The 12703-nt window shown below is 69.1% G+C and carries 14 protein-coding genes; 8 read left to right on the forward strand and 6 right to left on the reverse strand.

The window, feature by feature from the left end:
• Positions 1-17: 17 nt before the first annotated feature.
• On the reverse strand, positions 18-329 hold the full coding sequence (gene mihF, locus DTA22_RS21940; RefSeq protein ID WP_005248100.1) for an integration host factor, actinobacterial type: 312 nt from the start codon (positions 327-329) through the stop codon (positions 18-20).
• A 418-nt stretch (positions 330-747) separates the two neighbouring features.
• Between mihF and DTA22_RS21945 the strand changes: the two genes are divergently transcribed.
• Positions 748-1299 (forward strand): HNH endonuclease, encoded by a 552-nt coding sequence (locus DTA22_RS21945; RefSeq protein ID WP_112300886.1) that lies wholly within the window; start codon positions 748-750, stop codon positions 1297-1299.
• A 59-nt stretch (positions 1300-1358) separates the two neighbouring features.
• On the forward strand, positions 1359-1619 hold the full coding sequence (locus DTA22_RS21950; RefSeq protein ID WP_012688276.1) for a WhiB family transcriptional regulator: 261 nt from the start codon (positions 1359-1361) through the stop codon (positions 1617-1619).
• A 21-nt stretch (positions 1620-1640) separates the two neighbouring features.
• Here DTA22_RS21950 and DTA22_RS21955 read toward each other — a convergent pair whose 3' ends face one another.
• The 3 genes from DTA22_RS21955 to DTA22_RS21965 all read right to left on the reverse strand — a co-directional run bounded on the left by DTA22_RS21955 (position 1641) and on the right by DTA22_RS21965 (position 5437).
• Positions 1641-3689 (reverse strand): S9 family peptidase, encoded by a 2049-nt coding sequence (locus DTA22_RS21955; RefSeq protein ID WP_112300887.1) that lies wholly within the window; start codon positions 3687-3689, stop codon positions 1641-1643.
• A 48-nt stretch (positions 3690-3737) separates the two neighbouring features.
• Complete coding sequence (locus tag DTA22_RS21960; RefSeq protein ID WP_037226334.1) at positions 3738-4751, reverse strand: iron-siderophore ABC transporter substrate-binding protein; 1014 nt, start codon at positions 4749-4751, stop codon at positions 3738-3740.
• A gap of 62 nt (positions 4752-4813) precedes the next feature.
• Positions 4814-5437: a GNAT family N-acetyltransferase gene (locus tag DTA22_RS21965; protein WP_037226332.1), complete on the reverse strand. Its 624-nt coding sequence runs from the start codon at positions 5435-5437 to the stop codon at positions 4814-4816.
• Positions 5438-5566: 129 nt separating this feature from the next.
• On the opposite strand from DTA22_RS21965, the gene fdhD reads away from it, so the two are divergent.
• Entirely contained in the window at positions 5567-6394 is an 828-nt protein-coding gene (fdhD, locus tag DTA22_RS21970) for a formate dehydrogenase accessory sulfurtransferase FdhD (RefSeq protein WP_112300888.1), read from the forward strand.
• A gap of 9 nt (positions 6395-6403) precedes the next feature.
• Here fdhD and DTA22_RS21975 read toward each other — a convergent pair whose 3' ends face one another.
• Both DTA22_RS21975 and DTA22_RS21980 read right to left on the reverse strand, forming a co-directional pair.
• Positions 6404-7045, reverse strand: coding sequence for a 3-oxoacid CoA-transferase subunit B (locus tag DTA22_RS21975; protein ID WP_005570063.1), 642 nt, complete (start codon positions 7043-7045; stop codon positions 6404-6406).
• Positions 7042-7791 (reverse strand): CoA transferase subunit A, encoded by a 750-nt coding sequence (locus DTA22_RS21980; protein ID WP_005248111.1) that lies wholly within the window; start codon positions 7789-7791, stop codon positions 7042-7044. Before DTA22_RS21980 ends, DTA22_RS21975 begins: the two co-directional genes overlap by 4 nt.
• Before the next feature lie 152 nt (positions 7792-7943).
• On the opposite strand from DTA22_RS21980, the gene pcaH reads away from it, so the two are divergent.
• From pcaH to DTA22_RS22005, 5 genes are read left to right on the forward strand one after another with little or no spacing between them, the layout of a single operon-like run.
• Positions 7944-8657, forward strand: coding sequence for a protocatechuate 3,4-dioxygenase subunit beta (gene pcaH / locus DTA22_RS21985; protein WP_037226325.1), 714 nt, complete (start codon positions 7944-7946; stop codon positions 8655-8657).
• Entirely contained in the window at positions 8657-9298 is a 642-nt protein-coding gene (gene pcaG, locus DTA22_RS21990; protein ID WP_037226322.1) for a protocatechuate 3,4-dioxygenase subunit alpha, read from the forward strand. Before pcaH ends, pcaG begins: the two co-directional genes overlap by 1 nt.
• A gap of 28 nt (positions 9299-9326) precedes the next feature.
• Entirely contained in the window at positions 9327-10679 is a 1353-nt protein-coding gene (pcaB, locus tag DTA22_RS21995; protein WP_112300889.1) for a 3-carboxy-cis,cis-muconate cycloisomerase, read from the forward strand.
• Entirely contained in the window at positions 10676-11878 is a 1203-nt protein-coding gene (gene pcaDC, locus DTA22_RS22000; RefSeq protein WP_112300890.1) for a bifunctional 3-oxoadipate enol-lactonase/4-carboxymuconolactone decarboxylase PcaDC, read from the forward strand. Before pcaB ends, pcaDC begins: the two co-directional genes overlap by 4 nt.
• Positions 11875-12672, forward strand: a complete 798-nt coding sequence (locus DTA22_RS22005; RefSeq protein WP_112300891.1) for an IclR family transcriptional regulator — start codon at positions 11875-11877, stop codon at positions 12670-12672. The genes pcaDC and DTA22_RS22005 overlap by 4 nt, the downstream gene beginning before the upstream one ends.
• The last annotated feature ends 31 nt before the right edge of the window (positions 12673-12703 follow it).

The following is a 12703-nucleotide window of genomic DNA, read 5'->3' on the forward strand; positions in this document are numbered from 1 at the left end:
GGCACCCGGGGAACGTGTCAGCTGAAGTGCGCCAGCAGGGCGTCGCGCTGACGGTCGCCGAGGCCACGGAGGCGGCGCGTCGGAGCGATCTCCAGGTTGGCCATGATCTCCTGGGCCTTCACCTTGCCGATCTTCGGCAGGGCTTCCAGAATGGCGCTGACCTTGGTCTTTCCGATGATGTCGTCGACATCGGCCTTGGAAAGGACCTGCTTGAGGGTGATGTCACCGGACTTGAGCTTGTCCTTGAGCTCTGCGCGTGCCTTACGAGCGGCGGCGGCCTTCTCGAGAGCTGCTGCCCGCTGTTCGTCAGTGAGCTGGGGAAGTGCCACGATGTCTCCTTCATTCGGGGTACGTATCGAACACCGTAGCGAGAGAACCGCTACTTCACCGCATCCATCGGACGTGTCGCGCATCCTGTCCGATTCGACGGGCCCCGGCTCACCGCTCCGACGGCGCGAAAAATGCCACGACGCGGGCGGTGTGCTGTGTCATGCTCGACGTGTTCCGATCGGTTCACACGTCGAGTTCAGGAAGGAAGTAGCGATGCGCGCACTGCCCACATCCCACGCAGCCCGCTTGCAGCGGTCACGTACGGGTGCCGCCTCCTCCTTCCCCGCCGGCCGGCAGGGCGAACCCGGGATCATGCCCGCCCCGAAGACCCACCGCTCCGCCCGACACGCCTGACTCGACTGACGTCGCCCGGCGTGCCCCCTCCGCCGCGAACCGACGACAGAACCGAGATCTCCCGTGAGGCACTTCTCCCGTAACCCACCCGGCAGCACCCTCGACGCCCGCAGCTGGTCGCGCGCGGATGTGCTGGTCCTCAATGTGACGTACGAGGCCCTCTGCGAGATTCCCGCGGAGCGCGCCGTCGTGCTGATCAGCGTCGGCGCGGCCGAGACGGTCGCGGATCGGGAGCCTCCGTTCCCGATTCGCTCGCAACACGTCGAGATCAGGCTGCCGCAGACCATTCGTCTGCTGCGCTACGTCTACGTCCAGCACTCCGTGCTGGTGACCGACAGCAGCCGCGCGACGTTCGAGGGCGTGTTCCGGCGCGACCGCAATCGTTGCGGCTACTGCGCCGAGCCGGTCGCGACGACCATCGACCACGTGCTGCCGAGGAGCCGCGGCGGCCCGAACACGTGGGCCAACCTCGTGGCCTGCTGCGTCCCCTGCAACCAGAGGAAGGCCGACCGCACACCGGAGGAGGCGGGAATGCCGCTCCTCTGGGAGCCGAAGGCGCCCCGGCACATCGAAAAGGCGCAGCGGCAGATCTGGAGGGATCTCGCGGCGGTCTAGCCGCGAGACCTCCGCACCCGCCTTACCGACCGACCTTCTCCCGGGAGGGGAGATTACCGATGACCGACGTCCTGGACACATCCCTGTCCACTCTGCTGCCCGCCTCCGACGATCCGGCGGGCTGGGTGAACGCCGCGTGCCGTGCAGACCCCGAGCCGGACCGGTGGTTCCCGTTTCCGACAGAGGATTTCGCGTACGCGCGCGACGTCTGTCATCACTGCGCACTGCGGACGCGCTGCGAGCTGTTCGCCAGGGCCACCGGTCAGACCGGTGTGTGGGGTGGCAAGGAATTCGATCGGGGGCGCGAGAAGCGGACGTGAATCCGCCCCGCGCGGCCCCGGCTACCGGCCCAGGATCTCGGGCAGCGCGACGTCCTCGCCCCGCACGTGCTCGGAGAGGAACGACAGCACCACCTGGTACCAGACCTTCGCGTTCTGCGGGGTGAGGATCCAGTGATTCTCGTCCGGGAAGTAGAGAAAGCGGTGTTCGGTGCGACCGTCGTCGTCCGCGGGCAACCCCGACTCGGACAGCAGCTCGAACCACAGGCGCAACCCGTCGCCGATCGGGACGCGAAAGTCCTTGTCGCCGTGAATGACCAGCATAGGAGTCACGATGTCCGCGACGTACAGGTGCGGTGAGTTCTCCACCGCCATCTCGGGCGTCATCTCCCGCTGCCAGTACCAGGCGGCGTCGGTGGTCGGACCGAACTGGTCCAGCGCCCACAGGCTCGCGTGGGTGACGATCGCCTTGAACCGGTCGGTGTGTCCGGCGATCCAGTTGGCCATGTAGCCGCCGAACGATCCACCCATCGCCGCGGTGCGCTTCTCGTCGATCTCCGGCAGCGCCACCGCGGCGTCGGTGACCGCCATGAGATCGGTGAACGGTGCCTTGCCCCACTTACCCCAGCCCCGCTCCACGAACTCCTGCCCGTAGCCGGTCGACAACGCCGGGTCCGGCAGCAGCACGGCGTACCCCCGCGCCACGAGCAGCCACGGGTTCCATCGCCACGACCAGGTGTTCCACGAACCGAGGGGGCCGCCGTGCACCCACAGCGCGAGAGGCACCGGCGCGTGGGCGGAGGCGCCGGTCGGCACCGCGAGCCACGCGCGCACCGCCGCGCCGTCGGCGGCGACGGTCTCGACCTCCGTCAGCGTGCCCGGCAGCTCGGGGAGGTCGGCGGGCGCCTTCAGCAGTGACACCGCGCCGGTGGTGATATCGATGCGCACCGGGTGCGGCGGCGCCGCGTACGACGCCCGCAGCGCGAACACCGTCGACCCGTCGGGCGCCACCTGCAGGTCGGTGTACGCGCAGTCGTCGGTCGTCACCCGAGTGGGGTCCGCACCGTCACGGAGGACGAAGATCGGCGCGCGCCCACGATCGTCGGCGGTGACGAGGAGCCCCGAACCGTCGGACAGCCAGACCACGGACGTGGCCCACCGGTCCCACTCCGGCGCCACCTCCGTGACGGTGCCCGTGTCGAAGCTGTAGCGGTGCAGCGTGAATCGAGGCGCGGAGTCGGGTGTCGCATGTGATTCCCGGGTGAACACGACGTGCCGTCCGTCCGGGGAGATCACCGGGTCCGACAGATCGGCGTCGGCGTCGTCGACGAGGACCGTGCGCGCCCCCGTCTCGGTGTCGACGCGCACCAGGATGTTCCGTATCGACGCCAGCGGACCGGGAACCGTCCACGACGTCACGACGAAGGCGCCGTCGTCGCTCAGCGCGTAGTTCGCCTCCCGTAGCGCCGGACCCGGCATCGGGGTGAGGTCGGTCAGCTCCGGCTCCTGCCCGTTCTCCGCGAGCGCGTCCAGTGGGGCGGACAGGAGGTGGGGCACGTCGGGACCGAGATCGTGGTCCCAGTACCGAATCGGGTAGCCCGTGTGCAGGATCGCCGAGACCTTCTTCTCCTTGCGCTCGGCGCGCACCCGCTCGTCGTCGGCGGACTCGCCCGAACTCCCCAGAACCCCGGTGGTGACGACGAAACGCGACGCGCACCGTGCGGCGCGGACCCCGGTGATGCCGCCGCCGCGGCGCGCGACGACCACCGCCTCGCCGCCTCGCGCGGGCAGTCGCCACAGGTCGTCCGGAAGGTCGTCCTCGTCCTGCGTCGGACGGGAGGACGTGAAGAGGAGATCGCCGTCGCTGGTGAACGCCGGGTTGGACTCCCCGCTGCGGCCACGGGTGAGCCGGCGTGCCGCGAACTCACCGGTGGGATCGATCTCCCACAGCGCGGTGACGTACTTCGTCGCCTTCTCGTCGAGCGTCGACTGCGCGACGACGAGCCTTCTCCCGTCCGCCGACAGCGCGAGGCCGCCGATGCGGCCGAGCGCGAGGTAGTCGTCGAGGTCGTCGAAAGGAGTTCCGGCGTGGAGTTCAGGAATCGCGGTCACGAGTCGTTGGTATCACGAACCGGGCTCACACCGTCGGACATCCGCGTCTCAGGCGAGCAGGGGCGCGACCCGCGGCGGGATCTCGTTCAACGCGTACGGCAGGCTCAACACGGTGCTCCACGCCATCGCCTCGGCGGCGGCGTCCTCGAGTGTGATCGTGCGTCCGGCCTTCACCACGTCGAGTTCCTGATAGATCGGCGTCTTGTCGAGTTCCGCGCGCAGCTTGTCGCCGTAGCCACCGCCCGCGTACCAGACGAGGAGGTCGACGTTCGCGAGCGACAGCTGCTCCGTGCTGATCTCGGCGAAATTGCCGGTGATCTGCTCCGTGACAGGGGGGTTGACGAAGCCGAGTTCGGTGAAGAAGCGGACCTTCGGGTCCTCCGGACCGTACACGCCGAACTGCCCCGGGCCCTTGAGCGCGCCGACGAGGACGGTCTTTCCCGCGAACGCCGGGTTGGCGGCCCGGACGTCGTCGAACTGCGTCTCGACGGAGGACACCAGCTCGGCAGCCTTGTCCTTCTTGCCGAGCGCGTCGCCGAGAATCCTCGTCTGGTCCTGCCACGGAACGCCGTAGTCGGCGAAGTCCGCGGGCTGCGCCACGGTCGGCGCGATGGCGCTCAGCTTGTCGTACTGGGCCTGGGTGAGACCGGAGTAGGTGCCGACCACCAGGTCCGGGGCAATGGCCGCGACCTTCTCGAAGTCGATGTTGGTCGACGCCGTCCCCACGATCTCGGGCTGCGCGTCGCCGAGGAGGTCCTGCGCCCACGGCCACACGCCGTAGGGGTAATCGCCGTACCAGTCGAACGTGCCTGCCAGTGGGCCGCCGAGCGCGAGGATCGTGTCCTGGTCGTTGTAGCCCACACTGACGATGCGCTGCGGGTCGGTCGGCACCTGGGTCTCGCCGTACTTGTGGGCGATGACGGGGCCCGACGGCTCACTGCCGTTGCCGGAGCCGTCGCCGTCCGAGCTGCTGCAGGCCGCGGCGAACGCGAGCAGCGCTCCCCCGGTGCCCACGAGGAATCCGCGTCGGCTCAGGCCGATCCTCTGTTGACCCACGTTCATGCGGCGACCCTCTCGTCTACCAGGTACTACGATCCACTTAGGTAAGGCTTGCCGAGCTTAGCCTAAGGGGTCGCGCGGACGGGTTCCCGCCACATCGCCCACAGCGTCGGCCCGCCGTCCGGGATCCGGATCTCGCCGGTGACGTCGAAGCCGAACCGCTCGTAGTAGGAAATGTTGTCTTCCTTGCTCGACTCCAGATACGCCGGGAGCCCCTCGGCATCACACCGGTCCAGCCGCGACCGCAACAGCGCCTTCCCGTAACCGCCGCCCCGCCCCGCGCTCGACGTCCCGATCGTCGCCAGATACCAGTGCACGGGATCGACCGGGTGTGCGTCCTCGACGGTTCCGCTCACCGCGGCCCCGACGCCCAGCCTCGAGCCGAACGCGCGGACCAGTCCCGGCAGGCTGAGGAGCGACGACAGTGTCGACTGCTTCCAGCCGCCGGGCGGATCCCACATGGCGGCCCCGCGGACCACGCCGTCGCCGTCCTCGGCCAGTTCGGCTCCGCCCCCGGCGAGATGGTGATGGCGGATCTCGACCGCGAACAGTCTCGGCAGGCCGCGCCGCCTGCGCTCGGGGTCCGGCCACATCCACACCATCACGGGGTCGTCGAAGAACGCGTCGGCCAGGACGCGCGACAATTCGGGGATATCGGATCCGGTCGCCGCTCGCACGCTCACACCCATGTCCAGAGGGTACGGGCCCATCGCGCGGGCGCGCCGGAACGACTGGCCGTCGCGCCCGGTTCGGGGCCACTATGGACTCATGCCCCGACCCTCGCACGCACGCAGACCGAGTGAATCCGGCGGCAGGTGATGGGCCGCGTCACCGCGCGACGCCCGGTCGTCCGCATCACCGAGCACGGAACGACACGCAGACCCGATTCGCTGGCCGTCGAAGAGCCCCTCGAGATCCGGGTCGGCGGCCGTTCCCTGTCGGTGACGATGCGCACCCCGGGCGACGACATCGACCTGGTGCACGGATTCCTGCTGACCGAAGGCGTCATCGAGAACCGCGACGACGTGTCCGTCGTCCGCTACTGCGACGGCGTCGACGAGAGCGGGGCCAACACGTACAACGTGCTCAATGTGGTTCTGGCCGAGGGCGTCCCGGCACCGGGTGGACCGGAACGCCGATTCGTCACCTCGTCGGCATGCGGGGTGTGCGGCAAGGCGTCGCTGGACCAGGTCCGGACACGGTCACGATTCCCCTTGTCCGGCAACGACTTGTCGGTGACCGCGGCCACGCTGTCGTCGATGCCTGCCACCCTGCGGGCGGGTCAGCGCATCTTCGATTCGACGGGTGGACTGCACGCCGCGGGCCTGTTCACCCCCGACGGCGCACTCGTCGCGTTGCGGGAGGACGTCGGCAGACACAACGCCGTCGACAAGGTGCTGGGGTGGGCGCTGACGCAGGACCGGGTGCCGCTGTCGGGCAGCGTTCTGCTCGTCAGCGGGCGCGCATCCTTCGAACTGGTGCAGAAGTCCGTGATGGCGGGGGTACCGATGCTCGGCGCGGTGTCGGCGCCGTCCTCGCTGGCCGTCGACCTGGCACTGGAATCCGGCACGACGCTCGTCGGCTTCCTCCGTGGGGAGTCGATGAACGTCTATGCCGGAGCCCAGCGCGTGAAGATCGGGGCCTGAGCGGGCTTTCTAGACGGTGGCGTCGACGAGGAGCTTCGCGCCGGTGGCTGCCTGGACGTCCTCGACGCTGTGGCCGGGCGCGGTCTCGACGAGCCGCAGACCGTCGGGGGTGACGTCGATGACGGCGAGATCGGTGACGATCTTCTGCACGCAGCGCTTGCCGGTGTACGGCAGCGTGCACTCCTCGAGGATCTTGTGCTCACCCTTCTTGGTGACGTGATCCATCATCACGATGACCTTGCCTGCGCCGTGGACGAGGTCCATCGCGCCGCCCATGCCCTTGACCATGGCGCCCGGGACCATCCAGTTGGACAGGTCGCCGTGGCTGCTGACCTGCATGGCGCCGAGAACGGCCACGTCGACGCTGCCGCCGCGGATCATCGAGAAGGAGTCGGAGGAGGAGAAGAACGCGCCGCCGGGGACCACGGTGATGGTCTCCTTGCCCGCGTTGATCAGTTCGGGATCGACCTCGTCGTCGGTCGGGTACGGCCCGACGCCGAGGATGCCGTTCTCCGAGTGCAGGATGACGTCCTTGCCGGCCGGGATGTGACCGGGGATCAGGGTGGGCATGCCGATGCCGAGGTTCACATACTGCCCGTCCTCCAGCTCGGCCGCGACCCGGGCCGCCATCTCGTCACGCGTCCAGCTCATGCCCGCACCGTCCTGTTCTCGATTCCCGTTTCCTGCTTGCCGACCTCGACCACACGCTGGACGAAGATGCCGGGGGTGTGCACCTCGGCGGGATCGATCTCGCCGGGCTCGACGAGGTATTCGACCTGCGCGATGGTGATGCGACCGGCGCCTGCGGCGTCCGGGTTGAAGTTGCGGGCCGTCTCCCGGTACACGAGGTTGCCGAGGCGGTCACCCTTCCATGCGTGAACCAGCGCGAAGTCGGTGCGGATGGCGCGCTCGAGGACGAAGGCCTCGCCGTCGAACTCGCGCGTCTCCTTGGGCTTGCTCGCCACCGCGATGCCGCCCTGACCGTCGTAGCGGATCGGCAGACCGCCGTCGGCGACCTGCGTCCCGACACCGGCGGGGGTGTAGAAGGCGGGGATGCCCGCTCCCCCGGCGCGCATCCGCTCGGCCAGCGTGCCCTGCGGAGTGAGCTCGACCTCGAGCTCCCCACTGAGGTACTGCCGCGCGAATTCCTTGTTGGCGCCGACGTACGAGCTGATCGTGCGCCGGATCCGGTGCTGCTCGAGGAGCAGACCCAGACCGAAACCGTCGGTGCCGCAGTTGTTGCTGACCGTCTCGAGGTCGGTCGCACCCTGTGCGAGGAGGGCGTCGATGAGGACCGAGGGGATACCGACGAGGCCGAAGCCGCCCACCGCGAGGGACGCTCCGTCGGGGACATCGGCAACGGCCTCGGCCGCCGTTGCGAAGACTTTGTTGACCATGTGACCCAGGCTACCGCAAAATGTTCGAGTAGTGAACACCCATCCACATTGCGAACAAATTGCGCCCCGCCTGTTGGCCCCATCACAGAACGCGACTACTATGTGCGAATAGCGGCCGACTGTTCACATCGAGAACGTGAGGATCTTTTTCCATGCTGCATCTGCCAGCCCACCACCACGCCGGGCACGAAGCGAATGCCCCGCTGCTGTTCCCCGAGTACAAGACGACTCGGCTGCGCAGCCCCAAGAACGACCTGATCCTGGTCCCGCAGCGACTCGGCGAGATCACCGGTCCGGTCTTCGGCGACGCCGACATCGCCAAGGGTGAGAACGACATGACCCACGCCAACGGCGGCGAGGCCCAGGGACAGCGCATCATCGTCCACGGCCGCGTCCTCGACAGCGCGGGCAAGCCCATCCCCGACACCCTCATCGAGGTGTGGCAGGCCAACGCCGGAGGCCGCTACCGCCACAAGATGGACTCCTGGCCGGCCCCGCTCGACCCCCACTTCAACGGTGTCGCCCGCTGCCTCACCGACAAGCAGGGCCACTACGAGTTCACGACCATCAAGCCCGGCGCCTACCCGTGGGGCAACCACCACAACGCGTGGCGGCCCGCGCACATCCACTTCTCCCTGTTCGGTCAGGCGTTCACCCAGCGACTGGTCACGCAGATGTACTTCCCGGACGATCCGTTCTTCTTCCAGGACCCGATCTACAACTCCGTGCCCGAAGCGGCCCGCGAGCGGATGATCAGCACGTTCGACTACGACCACACCCGCGACAACTGGGCCGTCGGATTCAAGTTCGACATCGTTCTGCGCGGTCAGGACGCCACCCCGTTCGAGGACCCGGAGGGCCACTGATGATCGACACCCAGAACCCCGACGCCCCGCGCTACCCGGTTTTCGCCAAGAGCCAGGACGAGGTGCCGTTCGGCGTCACCCCGTCCCAGACCGTCGGCCCGTACGTCCACATCGGCCTGTTCCCCACGTGGGAGAACAGCGGCGACGCCGTCCCCGAGGATGCGCCGGGACGAATCGACGTGTCCTTCAACGTCATCGACGGAGCCGGTCAGCCCATCGGTGACGCGATGATCGAAACCTGGCAGGCAGATGCGGCGGGGCGGTTCAACAGCCCCACCGATCCCCGCGGCGCCGCCGAGGCGACCCCCGCCGGCTTCCGCAGCCTCGCCCGCGTGTTCGCCGACGAGAGCGGCACGATCGTGGTGCACACGGTCAAGCCGGGTGCCCTTCCCGCCGAGGACGGCGCCGTCGAGGCCCCGCACATCAACGTCGGACTGTTCGCCCGCGGCATGCTCGAGCGGCTGTACACGCGGCTCTACTTCCCCGAGGACACGGATGCGCACGCGTCGGACCCCGTGCTGTCCGCCGTCCCGGAGGCCGACCGCCCCAAGCTGATCGCGGAGAAGACGGACCGCGGATACCACCTGACGATCCACGTGCAGAACACGGACGGACGGGAAACCCCGTTCTTCGCCCTGTAATCGGTCCCAACGCAGAAAGGTGTCGCGCGTGAACTCTCCGGAGCCTTCCCGGGGTGCCCTGTTCGATCCGACGTTCGGTGCCGGCGAGTTGTCGGCGCTGCTCTCGGACCGGGCGTGGGTCACCGCGATGGTCGAGGTCGAGGGGGCCCTGGCCCGGGCGGAGGCGAAGTGCGACGTCATCCCCGCCGCGTCCGCCGACGCCATCTCGTCGGTGTTCGCGCGCGTCGTCGCCGAGGGCTCCGTGGATGTGGACTCCCTCGGCGAGGCGGCCGCAGCGGGGGGTAATCCCGTGATCCCGCTGGTGAAACTGCTCCGCGGCGAGGTCGCGGCCGCCGATCTCGGGGTGCCCGGAAGCCACGTGCACAAGGGCGCCACGAGTCAGGACATCCTCGACACCGCCCTGATGCTGCTGTGCCGCCGGTCGGGTGCGCACATCCTGGCGTCCCTCGACGAGGCGGTGGTGTGCGCCGAGGCGCTCGCACGGGCCCAGCGCGGCACCCCGATCGCCGGTCGCACACTCGGCCAGCAGGCCCTCCCCACCACGTTCGGCGTGCTCGCCGCCGGGTGGATGACGGCGTTGCACAGGGCTTCCCGTGCACTGTTCGACGCCCTCGACGGACTTCCCGTGCAACTGGGAGGCGCGGCCGGCACGTCCGCTGCGCTCTACCCGCACGGCCTCGACGTCGCCGACGTGCTCGCCGACGAACTCGGGCTGGCACGTCAGGACGTGCCCTGGCACACCGATCGCACCCGCATCGCGCTGCTCGCGTCGGCGCTCGGAACGGCTGCGGGCGCGGTGGCGAAGATCGCCACCGACCTCGTGTTCCTGTCGTCCACCGAGGTCGGCGAGGTCAGCGAAGGGTCACCCGGCGGTTCGTCGGCCATGCCGCACAAGCGCAATCCGGTGGCCGCGATCGCGGCCCGCGCCGCGGCCCGCCGCACCCCGGGACTCGTCGCGACGATCCTCGGCTCGATGGATCACGAGCAGCAGCGCGCCGCGGGTGCCTGGCACGCCGAGTGGGAAACGCTCACGGACCTGCTGCGCCTCACCGGCGGAGCCGTCGCGCGCATCGCCGACTCGCTCGGCGGGCTGAACGTCCACCCCGACGCGATGGCCCGCAACCTCGACATCACCGGTGGCCTGCTCCTCGCGGAACGCGTCACCGGCGCCCTGTCCGCCCGCACCGACAACGCGCGCGACCTCGTCACCGCCGCGTGCGAGACCGGACACCCCCTCGACGAGGATCCGGGGCTCCTCGAATACCTGCAGGCGGACGAGATCCGCGCCCTGCTCGACCCCGCCGGATACCTCGGCCACGCCCACGACATCGTCGACCGCGCACTGGAGACAGTGGCCCGCGGCCGGGAAGGAACGCGATGACAGTCGCACTCGCACACGAAATCTCCGGACCCCGGAACGGCGCAGCGGACGCCCCCGTCGTGGTCCTGCTCGGATCGCTCGGCTCCAACCGGTCCATGTGGGACCCGCAGATCGCGGCGCTGTCCGACGAATGCCGGGTCGTTGCCGTCGATCAGCGCGGCCACGGCGAATCGCCCGCACCGGACGGCCCGTACTCCGTCCGCGACCTGTCCGAGGACGTCCTCGCCCTGCTCGACTCGCTCGGAGTCGACGCCGCCCACTTCGTCGGACTGTCCATGGGCGGGGCGATCGCCCAGTGGCTCGGCGCGCACGCCCCGCGCCGGGTGCTGTCGCTGTCGCTGCTGTGCACCGCCGCGAAGTTCGGTGAACCGCAGGGATGGATCGAGCGGGCCGCCGCGTCGCGCACCGACGGCCCGGAGTCGCTCGCGGATGCCGTCGTCGCACGGTGGTTCAGTGAGGGGCTCGCCAAGCGTGATCCGGAATTCGTCCGGCACTACCGCGAGATGATCGCGTCGACGTCCCCCGAGGGATACGCCGCGTGCTGCGACGCCCTCGCCGACTGGGATTTCACCGCCGACCTGTCCCGCATCAGCGCACCGACACTGGTGATCGCGGGTGAGGAGGACCCGTCCACCCCGCCGTCGGTCATGCAGGTTCTCGCGGACGGCATCACCGGTGCCCGGTTCGAGGTGCTCTCCCCTGCCGCCCACGTCGCGAACCTCGAGCAGGCAGGCGCCGTCACGGCGCTGCTGCGCGAACACATCGCCGGCGGCGGGTACGCGCGCGGACGTCGCGCCGCGCACGCACAGGGAATGACGGTGCGCCGCGCGATACTCGGCGACGCGCACGTGGACCGGTCCGTGGCGGGCACCACCGACTTCACGGCACCGTTCCAGGACTTCATCACCCGCACCGCGTGGGGCGACATCTGGTCGCGCCCCGGACTGGACCACGAGTTGCGGCGGCTGCTCACGATCGCCGTCCTCACCGCGGTCGGCAACGAGCACGAACTCGACATGCACATCCGGGCCGCACTCCGCGCGGGTGTCGACGCCGACACCATCGGCGAGGTGCTCCTCCACACCTCCGTCTACGCCGGAGTGCCCAACAGCAATCTCGGGTTCGCACTCGGCAAACATGCCCTCGCCGACCTGTCCTCCACCGAGACAGAGGCCACGGAGGAGAATTCGCAGACATGACCGCTACCGAACCGACGGAGAAGATCCTCCCGTCCCCCGACTACGTGCAGTCGCTGGCCCGGGGCCTCGCCGTGATCCGCTGCTTCGACGACCGGAATCAGCGGCGCACGCTCAGTGACGTCGCCCGTGCCACCGACCTGACCCGCGCCACCGCCCGCCGATTTCTGCTCACCCTCGTCGAACTCGGCTACGTGGCGACGGACGGTTCCGCGTTCTGGCTCACCCCGCGGGTTCTCGAACTCGGATACAGCTACCTGTCGAGCCTGTCGCTGCCGGAGGTCGCGCAGCCGCACCTCGAGAGGCTGAGCCACAAGGTCCACGAGTCGTCGTCGGTGTCGATCCTCGACGGTGCCGACATCGTCTACGTCGCCCGTGTGCCCGTCAGCCGGATCATGACGGTGGGCATCACCATCGGCACGCGGCTCCCCGCGTACGCCACGTCGATGGGCCGGGTCCTGCTCGCGGGACTTCCCGACGACGAACTCGACACGTACCTCGAAAAGCTCGACATCGAGCGGCTCACCGAACGCACGATCACGGCCCGCGACGAGCTGAAAGCTGCGATCCTCGCGGTCCGCGCGGACGGTATCTGTGTACTCGACCAGGAACTCGAAGCAGGCCTGCGGTCGATGGCCGCCCCGATCCGCAACGCCTCCGGGCTGACCGTCGCCGCGGTGAACATCTCCACTCCGGCAGCGCGATACAGCCTCGTGGATCTGCATTCCGATCTCATCCCGTCGCTGCGGGTCACCGCAACCGACATCGAACAGGACCTCGCCACCGTCAATCGCTGACGCTGTGACCGAGGAATCTTCATGAAAGGTC

This window comes from Rhodococcus wratislaviensis, assembly GCF_900455735.1.
Lineage (GTDB): Bacteria > Actinomycetota > Actinomycetes > Mycobacteriales > Mycobacteriaceae > Rhodococcus_F > Rhodococcus_F wratislaviensis.